Source organism: Methylocystis sp. sgz306128 (assembly GCF_056032725.1).
The window spans coordinates 76,431-101,334 of sequence record NZ_JBVYWO010000001.1 but is presented as its reverse complement, the minus strand read 5'-3'; the positions used below and the strand labels follow the sequence as shown (position 1 = coordinate 101,334).

The window sequence follows — 24,904 nt, the reverse complement described above, 5'->3', positions numbered from 1 at the left end:
TGGAGCAAGGGAACGTACACGGCTGGCCGCGCCAACGTTCAACGGGTTCTAGCCCTCGACCCTCTGCGCGTGGCGCGCCAGCAGCCCTCCGGAGCGGTCAAAAACCACAACCTCCAGCAGGCAGGGCGTGTGCAGCGCCTTGGCCGCAGTCTGCCAGCCGTGACGGACAACCTCTGCGGCAATGTCCACATGCGCTGCGGCGGCGAGTTCAAACGCATGTTTGGCGGAATTGGCATTGCGGATAGCGTCGGCGAGGGCCGCATCGGCCACGAGACCAGCGAGAAAATCGAGATCGACCTCGCCCCGGCGCGAGTGCAGGTCAAGCAGGCCCTGCGCCAGCTTGGTCATCTTGCCCATGCCGCCCGCGATGGTGACGCGCTCCACCGGCTGCTTGCGCAGATATTTGAGCATGCCGCCGACAAAATCGCCCATGTCGATCAGCGCCTGTTCGGGAAGATCATAGAGTTTCTGCACGGCGGCCTCGGACGTGGAGCCGGTGGCGCCGGCGACATGGGTCAGGCCCATGCCCTTGGCGACATCGATGCCGCGATGGATGGAATTGATCCAGGCCGCGCAGGAGAACGGCACGACAATGCCTGTTGTGCCGAGAATGGACAGGCCGCCAATGATGCCAAGACGGCCATTGAGCGTGCGTTCCGCGAGCTTCTCGCCATGCGGAACGGATATTTCGATGACAACATCGCCATTGGTGCCCAAAGCCCCGGCCACCTGGCTGATGGCCAGACGCATCATGGCGCGCGGCACCGGATTGATGGCCGGTTCGCCCGGCGGCAGAGGCAGGCCCTGACGCGTCACCGTGCCGACCCCGGGGCCGGCGCGGAACTGCACGCCGCTGCCCTGCGGGCCGAAGCTGACCTTTGCAATGATCAGCGCGCCATGCGTGACATCGGGATCGTCGCCCGCATCCTTGATGATTCCGGCCAGCGCGAACCCTTGTCCGCTTTCGTGCCGCGCCAGCGCAAAATCCACCTCAGCGCCGCTGGGCAGCGTGATGGTGACCGGATCGGGAAAATGGCCAGTGAGCAAAGCCGCATAAGCCGCCTTGGCGGCAGCCGTGGCGCAGGCGCCCGTCGTCCAGCCGCGGCGCAGGTGCGAGGTGTCGAATTTTTCGCTCATAAGGTTTCATACCCAAGGATGAGCGCAGCGCAAAGCCTTTTTGCCGCCGCTGGCGCGGACGCAAACCTGACGAAAGGCGCTCTGGCATGAGCCCGCATGAAACAATCCTTCAGGGCCTGCCCCTGTTTGCCCCCGGCACGGTCTGGCTGGTTGGTGCGGGACCGGGCGACATCGGCCTGCTCACGCTCCATGCCGTCAACGCATTGCGGCAGGCCGACGTGCTTGTCTATGACGCGCTGGTCGGCGAGCAGATCCTGAGCCTTGCCCGGCCCGAAGTACAGCTTGAATTTGCCGGAAAGCGCGGCGGACGGCCCTCGCATCTGCAAAAGGACATCACCCTGCGCCTCATAGAACTGGCGCGCGAAGGCAAGCGCGTGCTGCGCCTGAAAGGCGGAGATCCGTTCGTTTTCGGGCGCGGCGGCGAAGAGGCGCTGGAACTGGTCAGGGCGGGCATTCCTTTCCGCGTGGTGCCGGGCGTCACGTCCGGTCTTGGCGGTCTTGCCTATGCAGCCATTCCCGCCACAACACGTGACACCAATGCAGGCGTGATTCTGGCCACCGGACATAATGCCGAAGGCACCGTGCGCCCGGAAGACTGGGCCAATATGGCGCGCGCCGGGCTGCCGATCATCCTGTACATGGCCATGTCCAACCTGCCGCAGATCATTCCCGCGCTGATGTCGGGCGGGCTTGCTCCCGATACGCCCGTGGCGCTGGTGGCCAGAGCCACCACCCCCGAGCAGCGCGTGCTCGTCACCAGCCTTGGGCAGGCCGTGGCCGAAGTCGAGGCGCATGGCTTTGAAGCGCCCGCCATTGTCGCCATCGGCGAGATCGTGCGCCTGCGCGCGGCGCTCGCGCCCCTCGCCATCACGCTGGAGGGCGCATGAGCCGCGGACTGCTGATCGCCGCGCCGAAATCGGGCAGCGGCAAGACGACGCTGAGCCTTGGCCTCATGCGGGCCCTGACGCGTCTTGGCCAGCGCGTGCGCGGCGCCAAATGCGGGCCGGACTATATCGATCCGGCCTTTCACAGCGCCGCGACGCATAGCCCCAGCTTCAACCTCGATACATGGGCGATGCCGCCGGCACTTGTCCGGGCGCTGGCGCGCGAGAGCGCGGCGGAATGCGACCTTCTCATTCTCGAAGCCTCGATGGGCCTGTTCGACGGCGTCCCCGCCGAAAGCGGTCGCAGCGGCGCCTCCGCGGATGTCGCTGCGGCGCTCGGCCTGCCCGTCCTGCTTGTTCTCGATGTGACCGGACAGGCGCAATCGGCGGCGGCCATCGTCAAAGGCTGCATGAGCTATGATCCGCGCATCCGCATTGCCGGCGTTATTCTTAACCGGGTTGGCAGCCCGCGCCATCTGCGTCTCGCCGGCGGCGCGATCGAGGCGCTCGGACTGCCCATTCTGGGCAGCCTGCCGAAAAACGATGCCATCGTCCTGCCGGAACGGCATCTGGGCCTTGTTCAGGCAGGCGAAACCGCCGATCTCGATGCGCGGCTCGAAGCGATGGCCGATTTTATCGAAGCCCATGCTGATCTGGGCAGAATTCAGGCTATCGCCGCGCCGCTGCTGTTTGGCGAAGCCGGGAGCCTTCCGGCCCTGCCGCCGCCCGGCCAGCGCATCGCGCTGGCGCAGGATGCCGCCTTTTCCTTCATTTATCCGCATATCCTCAGCCAATGGCGGCGGATGGGCGCGCAGATACTGCCCTTTTCGCCCCTTGCCAATGAAGGGCCTGATGAAACGGCCGATATCTGCTGGCTGCCGGGCGGCTATCCCGAACTCCATGCCGGAAAGCTGGCCGCCGCCAGCCATTTCCGCGAGCGGCTCACGCATTTTGCTGCCAGCCGTCCGGTGCATGGCGAGTGCGGCGGCTATATGGCGCTCGGGCAAAGCCTGATCGACGCCAAAGGCGAGACACATCGCATGGCGGGGCTTCTCGGTGTTTCCACAAGTTTCGCAAAGCGCAAGATGCAGCTTGGCTACCGCGACGCGGCCCTGCTGGGCGACGGCGCGCTGGGCAGCCGCGGCGCGCGCTTTCGCGGCCATGAATTTCACTATGCCAGCGTGGTTGACCTTGGCGGCGACAAGCCCTTTGCTGAAGTTCTCGACGCCTACGGCAGCGCGCCTGTACCGGCGGGCAGCCAGCGCGGGCGCGTAACTGGTTCATTCTTTCATCTGATTGCGGCCGTGCCATGATGGAAACCGCCATGAAACCTGATTTTGATACGGATTTTCAAAGCAAGCTCAAGGATCTGCTGATCTGGCGGCGCGATGTGCGCCGTTTCAGGCCCGATCCTGTCGAACCTGCCCTGATCGAACAGCTTCTCGATATGGCGCAACTGGCGCCGTCGGTGGGCAACAGCCAGCCCTGGCGCTGGGTGCGGGTGGAAAGCGCCTCCGCGCGGGCGGCTCTGCGCGCCAATTTCGAGGCGAGCAATGCCGCGGCTCTGGCCGAGCAACAGGGCGAGCGCGCGGCCCTTTATGCTCGTCTGAAGCTTGCAGGCATGGATGCAGCCCCGGTGCAACTGGCCTGTTTCTGCGACCGGGGCACCGCGCAAGGCGGCGGCTTAGGACGGCGCACCATGCCGGAAATGCTGGATTATTCGGTGGTGAGCATGATCACTTCGCTCTGGCTGGCAGCCCGCGCCAGCGGCCTCGGCCTTGGCTGGGTGTCGATCCTCGATCCGGGCGCGGCGGCGCGATCCCTTGCCGTACCGGAAGACTGGAAACTGATCGCCTATCTGTGCATCGGCTGGCCGGAAGAGGAACACCCCGACCCCGAACTGGTGCGCAGCGGTTGGCAGCAGCGCACAGATCTGGGGCGGGACGTGCTGGTGCGGTGAGCGTGGCGTGTTGGCACGCAATTTCCCTCTCCCCGCCTGCGGGGAGAGGGTTGGGGTGAGGGGCGTCATGGCGGGCGTGAGCGACGCCATCCGTTGCGTTCGTCTGGATTGCTTCGCTTTGCTCGCAATGACGAAGAGGCGCCCTGTCCTTCCCCGGAGGGAGAAGGGACACACGAACAGCCCCCTCAGCCCTCGGCCTGATAATCCTTGATGTCGGAGAAGGTAATCTTCGGCCAGCGCTCCTGATCGTAATTGAGCGAGAAAGCCGATGGCGAGAGAAAGACCGGCGCGCCGTCGAGGTCATCGGCGATGGCAGAGCCATTCTGGTCGATGAATTTGGCAAGCTCCAGCTTGTCGTCGGACGTGATCCAGCGACAGAGCGAGAAACGGGTCTGCTCATAGGCGATCGGCAGGCCATATTCCTCGCGCAGGCGCTCCAGCAGCACGTCCAATTGCAGCGCACCGACAATGCCGACCATCGCCGGGCCGCCGTCGCGCGGCAGGAAGACCTGCACCACGCCTTCCTCGGCAAGCTGCTGAAGCGCTTCCTTCAGCTTCTTGGCTTTCATCGGGTCCTGCAGGGTGACGCGCTTGATGATTTCCGGCGCGAAGCTTGGCACACCGCGAAAGACGATGTCCTCGCCCTCGGTCAGCGTGTCGCCGATGCGAAGCGTGCCGTGATTGGGCAGGCCCACCACGTCGCCCGCATAGGCCTCGTCGGCAATGGCGCGGTTGCGCGCGAAAAAGAACTGCGGCGCGTTGAGGCTCATCGGCTTGCCGGTGCGAACGAGCTTTGCCTTCATGCCGCGCGAGAGCTTGCCGGAACAGACGCGGATGAAAGCGATACGGTCGCGGTGGTTCGGGTCCATATTGGCCTGAATCTTGAACACAAAACCGGTCATTTTCTCTTCATCCGCCTCGACCAGACGGGTGCTGGCCTGCTGGCTTCGCGGCGGCGGGGCAATCTCGGCCATCGCGTCGATAAGATCCTTCACGCCGAAATTGCGCAATGCCGAGCCGAAAAACACCGGTGTCAGATGTCCGGCGCGAAAGGCCTCCAGATCAAACGGAGCGCAGGCATCCACCGCCAGAGAAACCTCGCCGAGCCAGTCCTCGCGCTCCTGCACCGGCAGAAGCTCAGCCACCCGCGGATCGTCATGGCCGGAGACGCGCATCGGATCGCCGTCCTTGTCGATCTGGCGCACCTCATTGCGGCGCAGGTCGAATGTTCCGGCGAAGCTTCGGCCCGAGCCAATCGGCCAGGTGACGGGCGCTGTCTCCAGCGCCAGCGTCTTTTCGATCTCATCGAGCAGATCGAAGGGGTTGCGCGTCTCACGATCCATCTTGTTGATGAACGTGACGATGGGAATATCGCGCAGACGGCACACCTCAAAGAGCTTGCGCGTACGCGCCTCGATGCCCTTGGCCGCGTCGATCACCATCACCGCCGAATCGACTGCGGTCAGCGTGCGGTAGGTGTCTTCCGAGAAGTCCTCGTGGCCGGGCGTGTCGAGCAGGTTGAAGATGCAGTCGCCGTATTCAAAGGTCATCACCGAGGTGACGACGGAAATACCGCGCGCGCGCTCGATGCCCATCCAGTCCGAACGGGTCTGCGCGCCGCTTTTCTTGGCCTTGACCTCGCCGGCGAGCTGGATCGCGCCCCCGAACAGCAGCAGCTTTTCGGTCAGCGTCGTCTTGCCGGCGTCCGGGTGGGAAATGATAGCAAAAGTTCTGCGCCGCGCGGCGGCAGCGGTGAGTTCCGTCATAATTATCAACTCGATTCAGGGTGTCCCGTTCTTTCGCCCGGACAGCGAAGAACACGGTCGCCCAGCATGAATTCCGATCAGGGAGTTAGAGGGCTTGCGCCGATACGTCAATCATATTGACAGGAAAGACGCCTGATGAAGCCTGTCAGCGCCTTGCGTAAAATGCAAAGCCACCCCGGCTGTCCTCAGATGGCGTGCTCTGAACCCGATTGCAATGCCGACTATTCGAAAGGGGATTAAAATTTTAGCGAAGAAATTCTCACGAAATTAGGCGCGGCTTCGTCTTATTCGCCTCATCCCTTCAAAAGAAGCCGTCATGCAACGAATTATCCTGATCGACGACAGGCAGACCAATCTGGCCATATTTTCGCGCTTCGCCCAGAATCTGGCGGACGAGATTGACGTGAGATGCTTCAGCGCAGCCGCCGCGGCGCTTGACCATATGCGCGGCCAAACGCCGGATCTCGTCATCACCGACTATAACATGCCGCAGATGAACGGCGCTGAATTCGTGCGCCGCTTCCGACTCTTGCCCCATTGCGCCGATGTGCCGGTGATCATCATAACCATTCACGCGCGGCGCGAGTGGAAACTGGCGGCTCTCGAGGCCGGAGCGACGGATTTTCTCAGTTCGCCCGTAGATCAGCTCGAATTTGCCACCCGGGCACGCAATCTGCTGTCGCTGCGCCATCATCAGCGCCTGCTGGAAAAGCGCGCTGTGCTGCTGGAGGAGCATCTGGCCTCGGCCCGGTTGTCGGAGAATCAGGCCCGGCAGGAGAGCCAGCGCCAGCTGCTGCAACTCATCGAGGCGCTGCCGCTGATGATCAGCGCCCGTGACGGTGACGGACAACTGGTCTTCTGCAACGGTGCGTTCACAAAATTCGCCGGCGAGGAGCCCGCCCGGACCTCGGTGAAGCCGCAAGGCGCGAAAGCAAGCCCGCCGCCGGCGTTTCCAGAGAGCTTGCTGGGCGAAGAACAGCAGACACCGGATGCCGGAGGGACTCTGCACCGGCTCAGAATTTACAAGGCGCCGCTGGTCGACCGGAATGGGCGCGTCAATCTGATCCTGACGAGCGCCCTTGAGCTTGAAACGGCCTCTTCCCCGCCGGTCCACAAACCGCATTTCATCTCGCTGGCGGCGCTGGGTGTGCACATAAACCGGGAGTTTGGCCAAAGGCGGCGCGCCGAGACACCGGTCGCACTGCATCTCCTCAGCCTGCCAGCGCCGGAAAACGCAAAGAATATGCCGAAAAATACAGCTTTTCTCGCGATACTACAGGATCATCTGACCCTGACCGCCCGCGATTGCGACCTGATTGCGCCGATTGACGAGCGGCTTTTTGCTATAGTTCAGCACGATGTGGCCTGCCCTGACGATGCCGCCGCATTCAGGCAACGTCTGCGTCAGGCTGTGGCACGTCTTGCGGCCATGGCGGGAGGAGAAATCGCCAGCGAGGATATGGCCGGAGGCTGCGTCATAGGCACAGCCATCGCGAATCCCGGCCACGAAACGGACCTCGTCGCCGAAGCCGGCATCGCGCTGGAACAGGCCAGACTCAGGCACTCCGCGAAGAGCCGGAGCGAGGCCGTCCGGCAGAACGGCTAGGGCATCCGTGCCAGTGCCTCTTCATCCAGCACCGGGCCGGGATCATCCGGCGCGTTCGATTGCGGGAAGATCACCGGCGCGCTGAGCGGAACGGCCGGGGCTGCAGCAGGCTTTGCCTCGGGCGGCGGTGCGGTTGCGGGCTGGACGTCATCGGCGAATTCCGCGATCTGCTCTTGTGGGCGGGCCCAGCGGAAAGCGTCCAGCCTGCCTGACAGGGGCGATACCGGCGCCCAGACGTCCGTTACGAAACCGTCGGCGATCCAGGCCTCGTCTCGCGGCGCGCGGGCAGCGCGGGCCAGCCATTCGCGCGCCGCGCCGGCATTGCCGCGCGCCTCCTCCAGATCAGCTCTGGCCAGACAGGCACGGCGCGTTGGCCGCTCTGCACCATCAAGGCGCGTCAGCGGCGCCAGCGCATCCTCGGCGCGGGAAAGATCCCGCGCGGATATCGCCGCTCTTGCCAGGGCAAGCCGCGCCTCGGGCGCGTCCGGCGTCAGTCTGAGCAAAGTCTCTGCCCGGCTGAGGCGCTCGCTGGCCTTGTCGCCGCCCGGCAGGTCGAGATAAATGCGGGCAAGCTCGGGGTGCGGCGTCACGCTCCAGGCTGCTTCAATGAGCTTGCGCGCCTTTTTGGGCTCGTGCTGACGGACATAGAGCCGCGCCGCGAGCGCGCTCGCCGGCTCAAGATCGGGCGCGAGACGGGCTGCCTCACGCGCCAGCGCCAACGCCTCCTGCGGCGAAGATTGTTCCATGTCCAGCGCCATGGCCGTACGCAACACGGCGCGCTGGCGGTTGGCGAGCGGCTTTTCAATATGGCGCGCGGCCAGACTGCGGTCGATAACCTGCAAGGCTGCAGCCCAATCGGATTTTCCGGTAAAATGATCCAGCGCGGCCTCGGATGCCCAGGGCACGGCAGCAAGCCGCGCGGCCTCCTTGGCATGTTCATGCGCGGCATCCATATCGCCGCGCCGCCGCGCTTCCAGATGCAGGCCGCGCAGGCCCAGAATCCGTGTTTCGGCATTATTCGTCATTTCGCGGAAGGTCGCCTCGGCGGTCTGCCTGTCGCCGGCCATCTGCGCGGCCTGCGCCTTCAGCAGCAGCGTCAGGGGCGCGCCTCTGAGGTGCCGCTCGGCTTCACGCGCGGCCAGATGTGCCGCCTTCTGGTCACCCGCGCCCAGCGCCACCAGCCCGCGTGAAAGCGCGGCATAACCCTTCACCCGGTGGCGTGCGGAAAGCGCAAGACCAACCAGCGACGGAATATGCAGCACGAATCGCAGCAGATTCCAGACAGACGCGAGCACGATGACGACGACGGCCAGAGCAAGAATGCCGACGAGCAGCGAGGTTTCGATATGGATATTGCCCCAGTCGAGCGCGATATTGCCGGGCTGATCCGCCAGCAGGCTCATCCCCAGGGCGATTGCCGCCAAAATGATCAGAAACACTATCAGGCGCAGCATCACAAAATCCTAGTTCTTGGAGGCTGCCAGCCCGCTCAGCACCTGATCCAGCAGGGTCTGCGCGACCTTTTCAGCATTTTGCCGGGCCTCAACCCGCGCCATCAGCGGCGCTGTTTTCGCGCGGAGCTCCTCCGGCAGCGAGGAATTCAGGCTGGCAACCTCGTCCCAGTTGCCAGCCTCGATCGCCGCGCCCATACGCCGGACAACAGCCTCAGGGCTTGCGCCCGGATCGGCCAGACGGGTCGTGACGCGCACCAGCTTTGCCGCATGAAACCACAGCCTTGGCAGAATTCCGGCGGGCGCAGGCTCTTCGGGAAAGAGCTTCGGCACCAGAGCGGCCAGTTCCTTGCCCAGACTTTTCGCATCGGGCAGGCCTTTTTCAGCGAAGGGCTTGAGGACCGCCATGGCTGTCGCATCCGCGCCAAGGGCGGCGGCGGCATTATAGGCCTCGGCAAATGACGCATCGGCAGCGATCCGCTGGTTGAGCGCATCGAGCGCAATGGCGAGCGGGAGCGAAGGCCCGGCATTTTCCGCGGCAGACGGCTGTCCCGGCAGGCGCATTTCTGTCTTGGCGGCAGCAGCAGCCCCCTCAAGACGGGCGATACGCTCCTGCAATGCGGGATCGGCCATTGCCGGCGCCGTCACCGGCGCTTGCTCCGCTTTTGCCTCCAGAGCGGCCAGACGCGCGTCCAGCGTCTTCAGATCGGCCTGAACCGCCTCGGACGGATGCTGGCGCACCAAAGCTATGGCATGTTCCATATGGGCAAAGCGCGTCTCAAGCGATGCATAGACAGGCAGGGGCAGATGCGGCAGCCAGACAGGCGCCGTGATCACTGTTCCCACTCCGGCAAGCGCTCCAGCCAGAATGGCGGCAATGATCACGCCCGCATAGCCTCTGTGACGCTCGGGACGAGCCGCCTCGCCCGCCGTTTCGGGCTGGACATCACCATTGTTCTGGTCCTGCACCTGACCGGCTACGGATTCATTCTGGTCTTCAGACATTCCGCTTTTTCCTCTTTTCATCTTTATAAGCCGATCAGGTCCCGGCGCAAATGTCCAAAATCAAATCAGGTCCAGAAGGGCCTGCTCATTCGGCTCCGCGCTTATGGCGCAATCAAGGCCGGCGGCGCGCAGCGGCTGCGCCACATCCTCCGAGAGGCAATAATGCATGACGGATCGCAACTGAGCGGCGAGACCGGCCTTCTGCGCCAGATCGACAAAAATTTCGGCGCTGCGGCGCGAATAATGCAGCACCGCGCCAATTCTGCCCTCGCGCAGGGCCTCTTGCGCCTGCGGCGTCAGCCCCGCGGCGGCGGCGGCGTCATAAACCTCGCATACGTCAACCTGCGCCGTTTGAGCCAGATCCTGCTCAAGGTCATGTTTGCGCTGACGCCCGGCCAGATAGAGAAAATGCCGGAAGGGCGACTGGCGCAGCAATGCCAGCAGCGCATGACGATTGCCGCGCGCCTCGTGAACGGCGCCGCGATGCCCGCCGCACTCACCGCGAGAAGCACCCACCACAAAGAGCGGCAGGTCGCGGTAGATTTCCGGCAGCGGCCGGATGAAGGCATGCGCGCTGGTGGCGATCAGAGCTTCGGGGCGCAATCGCGGCCAGACCGGCTCCAGCGCCACAATCCCGATCACCGGCGAGAGCACGGCTTCATGGCCGCTTTGCCGCAGCAGGCTCGCTGTCCGCCGTGCCTCGGCAAGGGGCCGTGTCAGCAGCAGCAGCATGTTTGCTCCTCAGGAATGAGCCAGCAGCCCCTCGGGGATACGCCGCAGCAATTCGCGGCCCGCATCCTCGCCAAGGCGCTCCGCCTCGTTGGGATGACCGATGAACGCCACATCGAAGCTCTGCGCGCCATCGACGGAGAGAATTTCGCCGTGCAGTTGCAGCCGCCCGTGATGCAGCCGCGCATGACCGGCAATCGGCGTACGGCATGAGCCGTCGAGCACCTTAAGAAAGGCGCGCTCAGCGGCCAGCGCGAAGCCGGTTTCCTCGTCGAGAACGGGCGCCAGCGCTGCCGCGACCGATGAATCGCCGCTGCGCGCCGTTATGGCGATTGCGCCCTGCCCCACGGCGGGGAGGAAATCGGCAATATCCAGCACCGCCGTGGCGCGATGGGCAAGGCCAAGCCGCTTCAGGCCAGCCAGGGCAAGCAGGGTGCAGTCGCATTCGCCGTTTTCGACTTTGGCAAGACGGGTCTCGACATTGCCGCGCAGCAAGGCGGGCCTGAGATCGGGCCGCAGGCGCATGGCCTGTGCCTGACGCCGCAGCGAGGCCGAGCCGAAGCTTGCGCCCTCGGGCAGAGCACGCAGATCGGCAGCCTTCGCCGAAATAAAGACATCGCGCGCGTCCTCGCGCGGCAGGTAGCCCGCAATACCGATACCCTCCGGCATAAGGGTTGGCATGTCCTTGGCCGAATGTACGGCAAAATCGATATCAAAGCCGAGAAGCGCGATATCGAGCTCCTTGGTGAACAGGCCCTTGCCGCCCGCCTCGGACAAGGCGCGGTCGCGGATCATGTCGCCGGACGTCTTGATAACGACGATCTCGATCATGGCATGGTCGATGCCGTGGGCTTCGGCGAGGCGCTGGCGGGTTTCATGCGCCTGCGCCAGCGCCAGAGGGCTGCCGCGCGTGCCAAGTTTCAAAGGATGTGTCAGAGTCATGGTTCCGGATCGGCTGTTTGGGTTGCGTTTCGGCAGGGCGTGTTTATAGGGTAGGATTTAGTCCGAACGAAGAGGCGAAGTAAACCGCTATGATGCGCGTACTGGGACTGGAGACCACTTGTGACGAGACCGCGGCGGCGATTGTCGGCCTGCGGGCGGGCGGCGGCGGCGATATTCTCGCCAATGAGGTGATGAGCCAGATCGCCGAACATGCGGCCTATGGCGGCGTCGTGCCAGAAATTGCCGCCAGAGCCCATGTCGATGTGCTGGACCGGCTGATTCGCCGCGCGCTTGATGACGCGGGCATGGACTTGCGCGATCTCGACGGCATTGCAGCGGCCGCCGGGCCGGGGCTGATCGGCGGCGTCATTGTCGGGCTGACGGCAGGAAAAGCGCTGGCACTGGCATTGCGCAAGCCCTTCATCGCCGTGAATCATCTTGAGGCGCACGCTCTCACGGCACGGTTGATCGACGGGCTGTCCTTTCCCTATCTGCTCCTGCTGGTCTCGGGCGGCCATACCCAGTTGCTGGCGGTCAGGGGCGTTGGAGACTATGTGCGCCTCGGCACGACGCTGGACGATGCCATCGGCGAGGCCTTCGACAAGATCGCCAAGATGCTCGGCCTGCCCTATCCCGGCGGCCCGCGGGTCGAGGCGGCCGCCCTGCATGGCGATCCGGAGCGCTTCGCTTTTCCAAGGCCGATGATGGGCCGCCCCAACGCCGATTTCTCGCTTTCCGGCCTCAAGACAGCCGTGCGGATCGAGGCGGAAAAATGCGGGCCGCTGAGCGAGCAGGATGTCGCCGATCTCTGCGCATCGTTTCAGGCCGCGATTGTCGATGTCATCGCCGACAGGGTGCGCGCGGCCCTGCGCCAGTTTCACGAGATTCTCGGCCAGCCGACCGCGCTGGTCGTGGCCGGCGGCGTGGCCGCCAACAGCGCCATCAAACGGGCAATGTCGCGCTTCACCAATGAGGTGGGTCTGCCGCTGGTCGTGCCCGCGCCGCAGCTTTGCACCGATAACGGCGCGATGATTGCGTGGGCGGGGATCGAGCGGCTCAGCCTCGGCCTTGTCGATGACCTGACATTTGCGCCGCGCCCGCGCTGGCCGCTCGATCCGGGCGCCGAACGCTCGCTCAACGGAAAAGCCTGATGAGCGCCGAGGCCGGGCAAGATGCCGCAAGCAGGCTCGCATCCGGGCCCGTCGTCGTGCTGGGCGGCGGCGCATGGGGCACCGCGCTGGCGCTGGCCAGCGTCCGGGCGGGCCAGCACACAGCGCTCTGGCTGCGTGACTCCGCTCAGGCCGACACAATCGCGCTGCGCGGCGAAAATACGGCCTATCTGCCCGGCGTGCCGCTGCCTGCGAGCCTGCGCATCAGCGCCGATCCGAACATCATCCGCACGGCCGCGCTTGTGGTTGCCGCCATTCCCGCGCAGGCCCTGCGCCCGGCGCTGACACAACTGGCGCAGTTCATCCCGGAAAAGGTGCCGGTTGTGATCGCGGCAAAGGGGCTTGAACAAGCGAGCGGCAAATTCATGAGCGAGGTGCTGGCCGACATACTGCCCGCCAACCCGCCTGCCCTGCTTTCGGGGCCGAGTTTTGCCGCGGATGTCGGCAAGGGCCTGCCCACGGCGGTCACGCTGGCCGCCCAGGCCGAACCGCTGGCGCGGGCGATTGCGGCGCGGCTGGCTTCTGCCACCTTCCGGCTTTATCACACCGACGACCTGCGCGGCGCCGAAATCGGTGGCTCCGCCAAGAATGTGCTGGCCATCGCCAGCGGCATCGCCAGCGGACGCGCACTGGGTGCCAGCGCCAGCGCCGCACTGATCACCCGCGGATTTGCGGAACTCGCCCGCCTTGGCCGGGCTCTGGGCGCGCGCAGCGAGACATTGATGGGCCTTTCCGGCCTTGGCGATTTGATTCTGACCTGCAATTCGGCGCAATCACGCAATTTCAGCCTTGGGCTGCGGCTTGGACAGGGCCAGAGCGTCAGCGAGGCTCTGGGCGGCGGCAAGCTGGCGGAAGGCGCCTATACGGCCAAGGCTCTTGCCGCCATGGCCCGCGCGCGCCAGATAGATATGCCGATAACCCTGAGCGTGGACGCCGTTCTTGACGGGCGCCTCGGCATAGACGCCGCCATCGAGGCGCTGCTCACCCGCCCCGCCCGCGCCGAAGAGGAAAAGGACAGATAGGATATGGCACATTGGCTGATCAAGAGCGAACCGTTCAAATGGTCATGGGAACAGCAGGTCGCTGCCGGGCCGCAGGGCACATTCTGGAACGGCGTGCGCAACCATCTCGCCAAACAGCAGCTGATGGCCATGAAACTGGGCGATACGGCTTTTTTCTATCATTCCAACGAGGGCAAGGAGATTGTTGGCATCGTCGAGGTGATCAAATTGTTCTATCCTGACCCGTCCGACGAAACCGGCAAGTTCGGCATGGTGGATGTGCGCGCTCTGCGGCCGTTCATCCGGCCCGTCAGCCTTGCCGAAATCAAGCAGACACCGGCTCTGGCCAATATGGCGCTGCTCAGATCCGCGCGGCTTTCCGTGCAGCCCGTGCGCGATGAGGAATGGCAGCTTATCTGCACAATGGGCCAGACGCAGCCCTGAATCTCAGGGCTGGACGCGGCAGGTCCTGCGCACCAGATCGAGCAATTGCGGATCGAGATAATCGCGCGCCGCCAGATGCGCGCCCGTCGCCAACACGGCCTGATCCTGCATTGAGGTCATCATGCCGATGGTGGTCAGACCGGCCTTGATCGCCGAGGTGAGGCCGGAAACCGAATCCTCGAAGCCGATGCTGAAAGCCGGATCGCAGTTGAGGCGTTCCAGCCCGGTCATATAAGGCAGGGGATGCGGCTTCTGATGCGGCAATTCCTCCGCCAGAACAATCGTCTGGAAACGGTGGATAATGCCCAGCGCGCCCAGCATGTGCTCGGCATTGGCGCGCGGCGCATTGGTGACCGCTCCGCAGGGAATGCCATGCGAATCGGCCCAGTCGAGCAAGGCCCGCAGGCCGGGCAGCGGCTCCAGCGTGGTTGCCATTTCGCGGAAGGCGGCTTCCTTCTGATCCGCCATGACCACATGCTCCTCCACCGGCAGATGCGGCAGCAGGTCGGCAAGGATGACGGAATTGCTGCGCCCGGATACTCGGGCGGTGAATTCATCGCGCGTCAGTTGCAGGTCATGGGGCTCAAGCATCGCGTTGAAGGCGATATGATGATAATGATCGCTGTCCGTGAGCGTGCCGTCGATATCAAACAGAAGACAGGATTTCATTTCACAACCATCACACAATTTCTGCTCAGACGGGGCAGAAGCCGCCGCATATCCGCAAGCCTTATAGCGACACAACCGGCGGTCGGGGAAAAATTTTCGCGCGCCAGATGAAAAAATATCGCGCTGCCCCTGTGCTGTTTCCTTACGCGGAAATTATAATCCAGAACAACGAGAATGTCATAGACACCATCTTCACGCCAGAGCGCCTCATGCGATGCGGAAAAAGGCAGGCTGACCGGGCAGTTGTAGAGCGGGTTTCCGGAAGCATCGCACCAGCCCATGCTGCGCGCCGCCGCACGCAGCCAGCCGGTGGGCCGCGCCAGCCGGTCGGGACGGAAATAGCCACCCAGCACCGGCCAGCGGCCGGCGGGCGTGCAGCCGTCGCCCTCTCGTTTGTTGTGGCTTATTCCGCCGGCGCCCAGTGCGCAGGGGATATGCAGGGAACCCACCCGCAACATTCCGCGCGTGCGCCCGCCTGACAGCGCGCGGACCGTCAGAATCGTCAAACCGCGCTTTTTCTTTCGTTGCCGTTTCACGAGAACCCTGCTTCACCGCCGCTTGAGCAAATATATGGCAACCGCCACAGCTCCGTGAATGGTCGTTTTGTGGCTGTGCCGCTTTTGCGCAGTCTAGCGCCTTCCGTTATGCTCCGCAGCGGTTTAAAAGCCGCAAGTGACATGTTTCAATGTTTTGCATATCTTGGTGAAAAAACAGGGCGAGGGGAATGAGTCAGGTTCGCAAGATATTGATCGTCGATGACGACAACGAGCTGCGCGGCGGGCTGGCCGAACAACTGGCTCTTTACGAGGAATTTGAACTGGTCGAGGCAGCGACGGCGGCTTCAGGCCTGGCTCAGGTGCGGCAAAGCCTGCCCGACCTCGTGATCATGGACATCGGCCTGCCGGATATGGACGGGCGCGAGGCGGTCAAGCTGGCCCGTAAGAGCGGCTTCAAGGGTCCCATTATATTGCTGACCGGCCAGACCTCGGATGCGGACACAGTCCTGGGGCTTGAGGCCGGCGCCAATGATTATGTCACCAAGCCGTTTCGCTTCGCCGTCCTGCTGGCACGCATCCGCGCGCATCTGCGCCAGCATGAAAGCAGCGACGATGCCCTGCTGAAGATCGGCCCCTATACGTTCAAGCCAAGCTCAAAGCACCTTATCCATGAAAAGGGCCCCAAGGTTCGCCTCACTGAAAAGGAGACGGCGATTTTGCGATTCCTGTTCCGGGCGGGCGGACAGACGGTCTCGCGCGAGGTGCTGCTGCGCGAAGTCTGGGGCTATAATGCGCAGGTGACGACGCACACGCTCGAAACGCATGTCTACCGGCTGCGGCAGAAGGTGGAGCCGGATCCCTCCCACGCAAAAATCCTGATCACGGAGCCGGGCGGCTACCGGCTCATCAGCTGATGTCCTGCCGCCCGTCAACACAATTCCGGAAAGTGCTCCATGCCGACTGAACTGATCCGCCGAATGCGCCGCGTTCCCTTCTTCAGCCAGTTGAGCACGGATGCCCTGCGCCTTCTGTCCTTTTCGGCCGAAACGCAGATTTTGCGCGCACATGACGTACTGTTCGACGAAGGCACGCCGACCCAGGGTGGCTATCTCATTCTGGACGGCGCAATCATCATGGAGGCCAACGGTAAACCGGTAAGCCGCCTTGAGCCGGGAACGCTGATCGGCGAAACCGCCCTGCTCACCCAGACCTACGCGCCTGCCACCGCCATTGCGGCGACGGCCTGCACCCTGCTGCGGATGCCGCGCACATTGTTTTTGCGCGTGCTGAACGAATTTCCCGAGGACGCAGCCGTTCTTCTGGCGGATTTTGCCGCGCGCACGCAGAATCTGAGCGCCGATCTGAGCGCGCTGCACACACGTTACGCAAGCGAACCAAAATAAAAGGCGACCGGAAGGCCGCCTTTTTGCGTGTACGCATAGCGCTGATACAGCGATGCTCCGGAGAATCCCCGGAGCAGAGCCAGACAGCGACGATCTTATTCGGCAGCCGGTTCGGCCTTGTTCTCGAGGTCTTCGCCGGTTTCCTGATCGACAACCTTCATCGAAAGCTTGATCTTGCCGCGGTCGTCAAAGCCCATCAGCTTGACCTTGACCTTGTCGCCTTCCTTGACCACGTCGGACGGCTTGGCCACGCGCGCCTTTGCCAGTTGCGAGACATGCACAAGGCCGTCCTTGGCGCCGAAGAAATTCACGAACGCGCCGAAATCGGTCACCTTGACGACGGTGCCGTCGTAGATCATGCCCACTTCAGGCTCCGACACGATGGACTTGATCCAGTTGATCGCCGCCTTGATCGAATTGCCGTCGGAGGAGGCAATCTTCACGGTGCCGTCGTCTTCGATATTGATCTTGGCGCCGGTTTTTTCGACGATCTCACGAATGACCTTACCGCCGGTGCCGATCACTTCACGGATCTTGTCGGTCGGGATCTTCATGGTTTCGATGCGCGGTGCGAATTCGCCGAGTTCGGCGCGCGCGCCGGTCAGCGCCTTGGCCATCTCGCCGAGGATGTGCATGCGCCCTTCCTTGGCCTGACCCAGCGCCACCTTCATGATTTCTTCGGTGATACCGGCAATCTTGATGTCCATCTGCAGCGAGGTCACGCCTTCCGACGTGCCGGCCACCTTGAAATCCATGTCGCCGAGGTGATCCTCGTCGCCCAGAATGTCGGACAGAACCGCAAAGCGCTCGCCCTCAAGAATGAGGCCCATGGCAATGCCGGCGGTGGGACGCTTGAGCGGAACGCCCGCATCCATCAGGGCCAGAGACGAGCCGCAGACGGTAGCCATCGACGATGAGCCGTTCGACTCGGTGATTTCCGAGACAAGGCGCAGCGTATAGGGGAACTCGGCGGCGGTCGGAAGCATCGGATGAATGGCGCGCCAAGCCAGCTTGCCATGGCCGATCTCGCGGCGGCCGGGCGAACCCATACGGCCGGTTTCACCCACCGAATAGGGAGGGAAGTTGTAATGCAGCAGGAAGCGTTCCTTGTTGGTGCCATCCAGGCTGTCGATATATTGCTCATCCTCGCCGGTGCCGAGCGTCGCGACGACAAGCGCCTGCGTTTCGCCGCGCGTGAACAAGGCCGAGCCATGGGTGCGCGGCAGAATGCCGACTTCAGCCACGATCGGACGAACCGTCCGGACGTCGCGTCCGTCAATGCGGATGCCGGTGTCCAGCACGTTCCAGCGCACGACCTTGGCCTGCAGGTCATGAAACACTTCCTTGACCATTTCCTTGGAGAACTTGGCTTCGCCCTCGGCCGGGATCAGCGCGGCCTCGACCTTGGCCTTCACGGCGTCGACTGCGGCATAGCGGGCCTGCTTGGCGGTGAGCTTGTAGGCTTCGCGCAGTTCTGCCTCGGCGATGGCGCGCACGGTGGCCTCGCATTCGGATTTGTCGGTGAGGACAAGATCGCGCGGCTCCTTGGCGGCCTTTTCGGCAAGGCGGATGATGGCGTCGATCACCGGCTGGAAACCGGCGTGGCCATGCATGACGGCCTGCAGCATGGTCTCTTCGGAAAGCTCGCGGGCCTCCGACTCAACCATAAGAACCGCGTCGGCGGTGCCGGCCACGACGAGATCGAGCACCGAGTCCTTCATCTCCTCGACGGTGGGATTCAGCTTGAGCGCGCCATTGATCATGCCGACGCGCGCGCCGCCCACCGGGCCCATGAACGGAACACCAGAGAGCGTGAGCGCAGCCGAGGCGGCAACCATGGACAGCACGTCCGGATCGTTCTCGAGATCATAGCTCAGAACGGTGATGATGACCTGCGTGTCATTGCGGTATCCGTCGGGGAAAAGCGGGCGGATCGGGCGGTCAATGAGGCGCGAGACGAGGGTCTCTTTTTCGGAGGGGCGGCCTTCGCGCTTGAAATAGCCACCCGGAATGCGTCCGGCGGCAAAGGCCTTTTCCTGATAATTGACGGTGAGCGGGAAGAAATCCTGACCCGGCTTCGGAGCCTTGGCCGAGACGACCGTGGCCAGCACGGTGGTTTCGCCATAGGTGGCCAGAACGGCGCCATCGGCCTGACGGGCAATCTTGCCGGTCTCGAGCGTGAGCTTGCGGCCCGCCCATTCAATGACTTCGCGTTGTATATCGAACATGTGTCTTTGCTTTCGTGGATAAACGCCATGTGCAAGACGGCGAGGCACTCCGGAGCGGTTTAAACCGGGGTCAGAGTGTCTTGCGATCCTGCCATGACGATGCTTGTTAAAGAAAGAGCGGCAGCCCCATGCCGCCGCTCTCAAATTTTTACCGTTTAGCGGCGGATGCCGAGGCGTTCGATCAGGCCCTTGTAGCGCGCCTCATCCTGAGCCTTGACATAATCCAGCAGCGAGCGGCGCTGCGAAACCAGCTTCAGGAGGCCGCGGCGGGAATGGTTATCCTTGACGTGGCTCTTGAAATGGCCGGTAAGATTGTTGATGCGCTCAGTGAGAATGGCCACCTGCACTTCCGGCGAACCGGTATCGCCGGCCTTGGTGGCATATTCCTTGATCAGCGCCTGCTTGCGCTCTGCGGTAATCGACATCGGGTAATCCTTATAGTTAGGGTTCTGCCGCGCTGTCCGGCCAATCCGGGATGTCGTCCAGTGAAAGGTCAGCGGGCGCGGCTGTCTTCAGTCTTGAAAACTTCGGTGCTTATACAGCAATATGCCGGAAATGAAAGGGAAAATGAATCTTTGCCCCTTCCCCCTTGCCTTTGCCTGCATTTTCCTCTAATGACGCGCCTTCTATCCGACCGGCTGATAAGGGCTGCCGTGGCGGATGTTTCGCTCGCGATGAGACGAACAGCTGCGCAAGCGGCTGAAAACCCAACTGATCCGCAAGGATCTTTGCAAAGGATGAGCAAAATGCCCAAGTTGAAGACGAAATCGGGCGCGAAGAAGCGCTTTAAAATCACCGGCACCGGCAAAGTTGTCTATGCACAGGCCGGCAAGCGCCATGGCATGATCAAGCGTACCAAAAAGCAGATCCGCAACAAGCGCGGCACCAACATCCTCTTCAAGACGGATGGTGACAACATCAAGAAATATTTCCTGCCGAACGGCTGAACCGTTCCTGGAACCTTGTCTAACATCTGAATTTGGAGATCATCTATGGCACGCGTCAAACGGGGTGTAACATCCCACGCCAAGCACAAAAAAGTTTTCAAGGCCGCCAAGGGCTTCTACGGACGCCGCAAGAATACGATCCGCGCCGCCAAGGCCGCCGTCGATCGTTCGATGCAATATGCGACCCGCGACCGCAAGGTCAAGAAGCGGACGATCCGCTCGCTGTGGATCCAGCGTCTCAACGGCGCGGTGCGTGAATTCGGCATCACCTACAGCAAGTTCATCAACGGCCTCGATCTGGCCGGCATCACCATCGACCGCAAGGTTCTCTCGGATCTCGCAATCTCGGAACCGGCTGCGTTTGCCGCAATCGTCGAAAAGGCAAAGGCCGCGCTTCCGGTTGCGGCATAAGCTTTGCTGCAATCCATATTTTCAATAGCCCGCCCGCAAGGCGGGCTTTTTGTTGTCTCGACATTTTCCTGTCCGCATGGCAAAAGCGGTGCGCATTTGCTCGCTGAGGTCTCATGTCCGATTTATCTGTTCTGGAAGCCGAACTTCTCGCCGCTATCGCCGCCGCGCCGGACGAACCCGCGCTGGAAAGCGTACGGGTTGGCGCATTGGGGAAAAAGGGCTCGCTGTCCGCGCTGCTTGCCACTCTGGGCAAGATGTCGCCCGAAGAGCGCAAGGTGCAGGGCGCGGCCATCAATGCGCTGAAAGACAAGGTCAGCGACGCGCTGGGTGCGCGCAAAGCCACGCTCAAGGCCGCAGCGCTGGAAGCGCGCCTCGCGCGCGAGACTGTGGACATCAGCCTTACGCCGCGCGAGAGCGGGCTGGAGACCGGGCGCATCCATCCCATCTCGCAGGTCATGGACGAACTCACCGCCATTTTCGCGGACATGGGCTTTGCCATTGCCGAGGGGCCGGATGTCGAGACCGACGACTACAATTTCACCAAGCTGAATTTCCCGCCCGGCCATCCGGCGCGCGAAATGCACGACACGTTCTTTTTCAACCCTGCCGCCGACGGCACCCGCAAGCTGCTGCGCACGCACACCAGCCCCGTGCAGGTGCGCACCATGCTGGCGAATAAGCCGCCGATCCGCGTTATCTGCCCGGGGCGTACCTATCGCTGCGACTCCGATCAGACCCATACGCCGATGTTTCATCAGGTTGAGGGCCTCGTCATCGACAAGGGCGCCCATATGGGCCAGCTCAAATGGATTCTGGAAGAATTCTGCAAGGCCTTTTTTGAGGTGCCGGGCGTGACCATGCAGTTCCGCCCCAGCTTCTTCCCCTTCACCGAGCCGTCGATGGAAGTGGATATCCAATGCTCGCGCAAGGGAGGAGAGATCCGCTTTGGCGAAGGCAGCGACTGGCTGGAAATCTTGGGCTGCGGCATGGTGCACCCCAATGTGATCCGCAATTGCGGCCTCGACCCGGACGAATATCAGGGCTTTGCCTGGGGCATGGGCATCGACCGCATCGCCATGCTGAAATATGGAATGCCGGACCTGCGCCCCTTCTTCGAGGCGGATGTGCGCTGGCTCTCGCATTACGGTTTCCGGCCGCTGGATCTGCCAAGTCTGGCGGGGGGCTTGAGCAGCTAGCGGCGACAGACCCGGCCCCTCACCCCAACCCTCTCCCCGCGAGCGGGGCGAGGGGGGCAGCGCGGTTAAGAATGCAAAAGGCTTGTATGAAATGACTGTTTCGCACATCGGACTAAAAGACAGCCGCAAGGTGGAATTTATGCCAATGGGCGTTCACTGGCCGGAAGCTGACGAAGACATCAGCATGGTCAGCATCTCGCGCGGCGAGAAATCGCGGGCGGAGCGGGTGCTTCTTCCGTAAGGAACAGAAATTATAGCGACCATCGTTCAATTTGTTGCGATATCAGAAAAGACCACATGAAACTCACTCTCTCCTGGCTCAAGCAGCACCTCGACACCCATGCCTCACTCGAGGAGATTGTCGCCACACTCACCAAGATCGGCCTTGAGGTCGAGGGCATTGAAGACCCCGCCGCCAAGGTGCGTGGTTTTTCCATCGCTTATGTGATTTCGGCGGAGAAGCACCCCAATGCCGATAAGCTGCGTGTCTGCATGGTCGATGACGGCTCGGGCACGCCGGTTCAGGTGGTCTGCGGCGCGCCCAACGCCAGAGCCGGCATGAAAAGCGTGTTCTCCCCCGCAGGCACCTATATTCCGGGCAAGAACATCACATTGGCCAAAGGCGTCATCCGCGGCGTCGAATCCAACGGCATGCTGTGCTCGGAGGCAGAGCTTGAGCTTTCCACCGATCATAACGGCATTATCGATCTGCCCGCCGACGCGCCGGTCGGCATGGCCTTCGGCGATTATCTCGGCCTCAATGATCCGGTCATTGACATCAACCTCACGCCCAACCGGCCCGATGCCACCAGCATTTACGGCATAGCGCGCGATCTGGCCGCCGCCGGACTTGGCACACTCAAAGCGCAGCACATTCCTGCCGTGAACGGCGCCTTCCCCTGCCCCGTTTCCGTAAAGCTCGACGTTGCGCCGCACCTTGCGCCCGCTTTCGCCCTGCGCCTTGTGCGCGGCGTCAAAAACGGCCCCTCGCCGGAGTGGATGCAGAAGCGCCTGCGCGCCATCGGCCTGCGGCCCATCTCCGCGCTGGTGGATATCACCAATTACATGACCTTCGATCAGGGCCGCCCGCTGCATGTCTTTGATGCGGGTAAGGTTACGGGCAACCTGCATGTGCGGAAGGGCAGATCCGGCGAAGAGATCGTCGCGCTGGACGGCAAGACCTATGCGCTGGACGAGAACATGGTGGTTATCGCCGATGACAAGGGCGTGGAAAGCATCGCCGGCATCATGGGCGGCGAAGCCTCGGGCTGCGACGAAAACACCACCGATGTGCTTATCGAATCGGCGCTGTGGGACCCGGCCAATATTGCCCGCACCGGCCGCAATCTGGGCATCATTTCCGATGCGCGCTATCGTTTCGAGCGCGGCATCGACCCGGCCTTCTGTGTGCCGGGCGCGGAAATGGCGACCCGGCTTGTGCTCGACATCTGCGGCGGCACGCCATCGGATCTCGTCGTTGCCGGCAAGGTGCCGCAACCGGAAACACGTGTCAGCTTCCCCTATGCCGAGACGAAACGCCTCACCGGCCTCAATATCGAGCCGGGCGAAGCCAATGCCATCCTGACAAAACTTGGCTTCGGCGTGCGGCAAGCCGGAGAAACAGCTGAGGTGACGGCGCCGAGCTGGCGCCCGGACATCGAGGGCAAGGCCGATATTGTCGAGGAAATCATCCGGATCGCCGGAATTGAGCGTGTTGTGCCGACACCGCTGCCGCGGCTTGAGACATCAGTGCCGAAACCTGTTCTCACCCTGCTGCAAAAGCGCACCCGCGGCGCGCGCCGGGCGCTGGCAGCGCGCGGGCTGATCGAGGCCGTGACATGGTCCTTCATCTCGAAGGAACAGGCAAGGCTCTTTGGCGGCGGCGCGCCGGAACTCTCGCTCGCCAACCCGATTGCGGCCGAGCTTTCCGACATGCGGCCCTCGCTGCTGCCGGGCCTGCTTGCCGCCGCGGGGCGCAATGCCGACCGCGGCATGGGCGATGTCGCGCTGTTCGAGGTGGGGCAGGTTTTCAGGGACGATACCGAAAACGGCCAGCTGATCGCCGCCAGCGCCGTACGGCACGGCACGGCGCGGCCTAATGGCGCCGGCCGCCACTGGAGCGGCAATTCGGGGGCTGTCGACGTGTTCGACGCCAAGGCCGATGCGCTGAGCCTGCTCGCAAGCCTTGGTGTCGCGACCGGCGGGCTGCAGATTTCAGCCAAGGCGCCGGACTTCTATCATCCGGGGCGCTCGGGATTGCTGCATTTCGGGCCGAATGTCGTCGGTCATTTCGGCGAACTTCATCCGGCGGCGCTTGAGGCGCTGGATATTTCGGGCCCATTGTGCGGCTTCGAGATTTACCTCGACAAGATCCCCGCGCCCAAGGCCAGACCGACAAAGGTCAAGCCGAAGCTTGTGCTGAGCGAACTGATGCCGCTGGAGCGGGATTTCGCCTTTGTCGTCGACGCGCATGTCGCGGCCGGCGACGTGCTGAAAGTGGCGCAGAGCGCCGATCGCACGCTTATCGCCGATGGCCGCGTCTTCGACATTTATGCCGGGGCCGGCATTCCGGCGGGCAAGAAGTCGGTGGCTATAGCGCTGACCATCCAGCCGAAGGACAAGACGCTGACAGATGTCGAACTGGATACGCTGGCCGCGAAAGTGGTGGCCGACGTCGCCAAAAAGACTGGAGGAGTCCTGCGCGCATGACCAAGCCGGAACCTGATCTGCAACTGAATTCGCCGTCCTACCGGCTGGCGGCGATGGATCAGGATTTTCTGCTGGGTGATTCCATGCGCGGGCTGCGCTTTCAGCTCGAATATGAAAAGACCGAAGAGGCGATGCGCCACTGGGGCATTGCCTCCACCGTCGTGGTGTTCGGTTCGGCCCGCGTGCGCGAGGACGGGCCAGGCCGTCAGGCCTTCTGGTATGAGGAGGCACGGCGTTTCTCGCGGATTGTCTCGGAGCGTGGCGGCGCGCTCAGCCTGCGCAACGGCATGCGCCGCAATGTCATCTGCACCGGCGGCGGGCCGGGCATCATGGAAGCTGCTAATCGCGGCGCCACCGATTGCGGTGCGCCCTCTATCGGCCTCAATATCACGCTGCCGCACGAGCAGGTGCCGAACGCCTATTCGACGCCGGAACTCACGTTCCAGTTTCATTATTTCGCGATGCGCAAGATGCACTTCGCCATGCGGGCCAGCGCGCTTATCGCCTTTCCCGGCGGATTTGGCACATTCGACGAATTGTTCGAAGTGATGACGCTGGTCCAGACTCACAAGATGCAGCCGATCCCTATCATTCTTTTCGATAAGGATTACTGGCACGCCATCATCGGTTTCGAGCGGCTTGTCGAGGCCGGAATGGTGTCGGCGGACGATCTGGAGCTTTTTCACATCGTCGATACGGCTGAGGACGCCTGGGCCGTGATCTCGCAGCACCGCAGTCAGGCATGAATAA

General features: G+C 63.0%; 25 protein-coding genes. 15 read left to right on the top strand and 10 right to left on the bottom strand.

The features are described from left to right. Window positions 1-48: 48 nt before the first annotated feature. On the bottom strand, window positions 49-1,137 hold the full coding sequence (locus AC0N03_RS00450) for a cobalt-precorrin-5B (C(1))-methyltransferase (RefSeq protein WP_474286394.1): 1,089 nt from the start codon (window positions 1,135-1,137) through the stop codon (window positions 49-51). A gap of 86 nt (window positions 1,138-1,223) precedes the next feature. Here AC0N03_RS00450 and cobA point away from each other — a divergent pair, with 86 nt between their 5' ends. The 3 genes from cobA to bluB are packed head-to-tail and all read left to right on the top strand — an operon-like array spanning window position 1,224 to window position 3,981. Continuing rightward, window positions 1,224-2,024, top strand: coding sequence for a uroporphyrinogen-III C-methyltransferase (cobA, locus tag AC0N03_RS00445; protein WP_474286393.1), 801 nt, complete (start codon window positions 1,224-1,226; stop codon window positions 2,022-2,024). After that, the gene (locus AC0N03_RS00440; protein ID WP_474286391.1) at window positions 2,021-3,334 is read left to right on the top strand and encodes a cobyrinate a,c-diamide synthase; all 1,314 of its coding nucleotides are present in this window, start codon (window positions 2,021-2,023) and stop codon (window positions 3,332-3,334) included. The genes cobA and AC0N03_RS00440 overlap by 4 nt, the downstream gene beginning before the upstream one ends. Next, a complete protein-coding gene (bluB, locus tag AC0N03_RS00435) occupies window positions 3,331-3,981 on the top strand; it encodes a 5,6-dimethylbenzimidazole synthase (RefSeq protein WP_474286390.1) in 651 nt (216 codons plus the stop codon). The genes AC0N03_RS00440 and bluB overlap by 4 nt, the downstream gene beginning before the upstream one ends. A gap of 185 nt (window positions 3,982-4,166) precedes the next feature. On the opposite strand, the gene AC0N03_RS00430 is transcribed toward bluB, so the two are convergent. Further along, window positions 4,167-5,747 carry a peptide chain release factor 3 gene (locus AC0N03_RS00430; RefSeq protein WP_474286389.1) on the bottom strand — a complete coding sequence of 527 codons (1,581 nt, stop codon included), beginning with the start codon at window positions 5,745-5,747 and terminating at the stop codon, window positions 4,167-4,169. 316 nt (window positions 5,748-6,063) lie between these two features. Here AC0N03_RS00430 and AC0N03_RS00425 point away from each other — a divergent pair, with 316 nt between their 5' ends. After that, complete coding sequence (locus AC0N03_RS00425) at window positions 6,064-7,353, top strand: response regulator (protein WP_474286388.1); 1,290 nt, start codon at window positions 6,064-6,066, stop codon at window positions 7,351-7,353. On the opposite strand, the gene AC0N03_RS00420 is transcribed toward AC0N03_RS00425, so the two are convergent. Genes AC0N03_RS00420 through hemC form a run of 4 tightly spaced genes read right to left on the bottom strand, consistent with a single transcriptional unit; the run spans window position 7,350 to window position 11,480 of the window. Further along, window positions 7,350-8,807 (bottom strand): heme biosynthesis HemY N-terminal domain-containing protein, encoded by a 1,458-nt coding sequence (locus AC0N03_RS00420; RefSeq protein ID WP_474286387.1) that lies wholly within the window; start codon window positions 8,805-8,807, stop codon window positions 7,350-7,352. The genes AC0N03_RS00425 and AC0N03_RS00420 overlap by 4 nt on opposite strands. A 9-nt stretch (window positions 8,808-8,816) precedes the next feature. Then, complete coding sequence (locus tag AC0N03_RS00415) at window positions 8,817-9,809, bottom strand: COG4223 family protein (protein ID WP_474286386.1); 993 nt, start codon at window positions 9,807-9,809, stop codon at window positions 8,817-8,819. Between the two features lie 60 nt (window positions 9,810-9,869). After that, the gene (locus AC0N03_RS00410; protein WP_474286385.1) at window positions 9,870-10,541 is read right to left on the bottom strand and encodes a uroporphyrinogen-III synthase; all 672 of its coding nucleotides are present in this window, start codon (window positions 10,539-10,541) and stop codon (window positions 9,870-9,872) included. A gap of 9 nt (window positions 10,542-10,550) precedes the next feature. Then, a complete protein-coding gene (gene hemC / locus AC0N03_RS00405; RefSeq protein ID WP_474286384.1) occupies window positions 10,551-11,480 on the bottom strand; it encodes a hydroxymethylbilane synthase in 930 nt (309 codons plus the stop codon). Between the two features lie 92 nt (window positions 11,481-11,572). Between hemC and tsaD the strand changes: the two genes are divergently transcribed. The 3 genes from tsaD to AC0N03_RS00390 are packed head-to-tail and all read left to right on the top strand — an operon-like array spanning window position 11,573 to window position 14,094. Then, the gene (tsaD, locus tag AC0N03_RS00400) at window positions 11,573-12,631 is read left to right on the top strand and encodes a tRNA (adenosine(37)-N6)-threonylcarbamoyltransferase complex transferase subunit TsaD (protein WP_474287195.1); all 1,059 of its coding nucleotides are present in this window, start codon (window positions 11,573-11,575) and stop codon (window positions 12,629-12,631) included. Then, window positions 12,631-13,671 carry an NAD(P)H-dependent glycerol-3-phosphate dehydrogenase gene (locus AC0N03_RS00395; protein ID WP_474286383.1) on the top strand — a complete coding sequence of 347 codons (1,041 nt, stop codon included), beginning with the start codon at window positions 12,631-12,633 and terminating at the stop codon, window positions 13,669-13,671. Before tsaD ends, AC0N03_RS00395 begins: the two co-directional genes overlap by 1 nt. 3 nt (window positions 13,672-13,674) lie before the next feature. Next, complete coding sequence (locus tag AC0N03_RS00390; RefSeq protein WP_474286382.1) at window positions 13,675-14,094, top strand: EVE domain-containing protein; 420 nt, start codon at window positions 13,675-13,677, stop codon at window positions 14,092-14,094. Window positions 14,095-14,097: 3 nt separating this feature from the next. Here the strand turns inward: AC0N03_RS00390 and AC0N03_RS00385 are convergent, their stop codons facing one another. Then, a complete protein-coding gene (locus tag AC0N03_RS00385; RefSeq protein WP_474286381.1) occupies window positions 14,098-14,763 on the bottom strand; it encodes an HAD family hydrolase in 666 nt (221 codons plus the stop codon). Next, window positions 14,760-15,299 (bottom strand): L,D-transpeptidase family protein, encoded by a 540-nt coding sequence (locus AC0N03_RS00380; RefSeq protein ID WP_474286380.1) that lies wholly within the window; start codon window positions 15,297-15,299, stop codon window positions 14,760-14,762. The genes AC0N03_RS00385 and AC0N03_RS00380 overlap by 4 nt, the downstream gene beginning before the upstream one ends. A 188-nt stretch (window positions 15,300-15,487) precedes the next feature. Here AC0N03_RS00380 and AC0N03_RS00375 point away from each other — a divergent pair, with 188 nt between their 5' ends. Together AC0N03_RS00375 and AC0N03_RS00370 are read left to right on the top strand one after the other, a co-directional pair. Further along, window positions 15,488-16,174, top strand: coding sequence for a response regulator transcription factor (locus tag AC0N03_RS00375; protein ID WP_474286379.1), 687 nt, complete (start codon window positions 15,488-15,490; stop codon window positions 16,172-16,174). Between the two features lie 39 nt (window positions 16,175-16,213). After that, window positions 16,214-16,663: a Crp/Fnr family transcriptional regulator gene (locus tag AC0N03_RS00370; protein WP_474286378.1), complete on the top strand. Its 450-nt coding sequence runs from the start codon at window positions 16,214-16,216 to the stop codon at window positions 16,661-16,663. Between the two features lie 95 nt (window positions 16,664-16,758). On the opposite strand, the gene pnp is transcribed toward AC0N03_RS00370, so the two are convergent. Together pnp and rpsO are read right to left on the bottom strand one after the other, a co-directional pair. After that, window positions 16,759-18,891, bottom strand: a complete 2,133-nt coding sequence (gene pnp, locus AC0N03_RS00365) for a polyribonucleotide nucleotidyltransferase (protein WP_474286377.1) — start codon at window positions 18,889-18,891, stop codon at window positions 16,759-16,761. Window positions 18,892-19,046: 155 nt separating this feature from the next. Further along, the gene (rpsO, locus tag AC0N03_RS00360; RefSeq protein WP_474286376.1) at window positions 19,047-19,316 is read right to left on the bottom strand and encodes a 30S ribosomal protein S15; all 270 of its coding nucleotides are present in this window, start codon (window positions 19,314-19,316) and stop codon (window positions 19,047-19,049) included. Between the two features lie 321 nt (window positions 19,317-19,637). Between rpsO and rpmI the strand changes: the two genes are divergently transcribed. The 6 genes from rpmI to AC0N03_RS00330 all read left to right on the top strand — a co-directional run bounded on the left by rpmI (window position 19,638) and on the right by AC0N03_RS00330 (window position 24,900). Next, complete coding sequence (rpmI, locus tag AC0N03_RS00355; RefSeq protein ID WP_474287194.1) at window positions 19,638-19,838, top strand: 50S ribosomal protein L35; 201 nt, start codon at window positions 19,638-19,640, stop codon at window positions 19,836-19,838. 45 nt (window positions 19,839-19,883) lie between these two features. Then, window positions 19,884-20,249 (top strand): 50S ribosomal protein L20, encoded by a 366-nt coding sequence (gene rplT / locus AC0N03_RS00350; protein ID WP_474286375.1) that lies wholly within the window; start codon window positions 19,884-19,886, stop codon window positions 20,247-20,249. A gap of 113 nt (window positions 20,250-20,362) precedes the next feature. Next, complete coding sequence (gene pheS / locus AC0N03_RS00345; protein ID WP_474286374.1) at window positions 20,363-21,445, top strand: phenylalanine--tRNA ligase subunit alpha; 1,083 nt, start codon at window positions 20,363-20,365, stop codon at window positions 21,443-21,445. A 91-nt stretch (window positions 21,446-21,536) separates the two neighbouring features. Beyond that, the gene (locus AC0N03_RS00340) at window positions 21,537-21,686 is read left to right on the top strand and encodes a hypothetical protein (protein WP_474286373.1); all 150 of its coding nucleotides are present in this window, start codon (window positions 21,537-21,539) and stop codon (window positions 21,684-21,686) included. A gap of 41 nt (window positions 21,687-21,727) precedes the next feature. Further along, window positions 21,728-24,154 carry a phenylalanine--tRNA ligase subunit beta gene (gene pheT, locus AC0N03_RS00335; RefSeq protein WP_474287193.1) on the top strand — a complete coding sequence of 809 codons (2,427 nt, stop codon included), beginning with the start codon at window positions 21,728-21,730 and terminating at the stop codon, window positions 24,152-24,154. Then, entirely contained in the window at window positions 24,151-24,900 is a 750-nt protein-coding gene (locus AC0N03_RS00330) for an LOG family protein (RefSeq protein ID WP_474286372.1), read from the top strand. Before pheT ends, AC0N03_RS00330 begins: the two co-directional genes overlap by 4 nt. Window positions 24,901-24,904 lie beyond the last annotated feature (4 nt).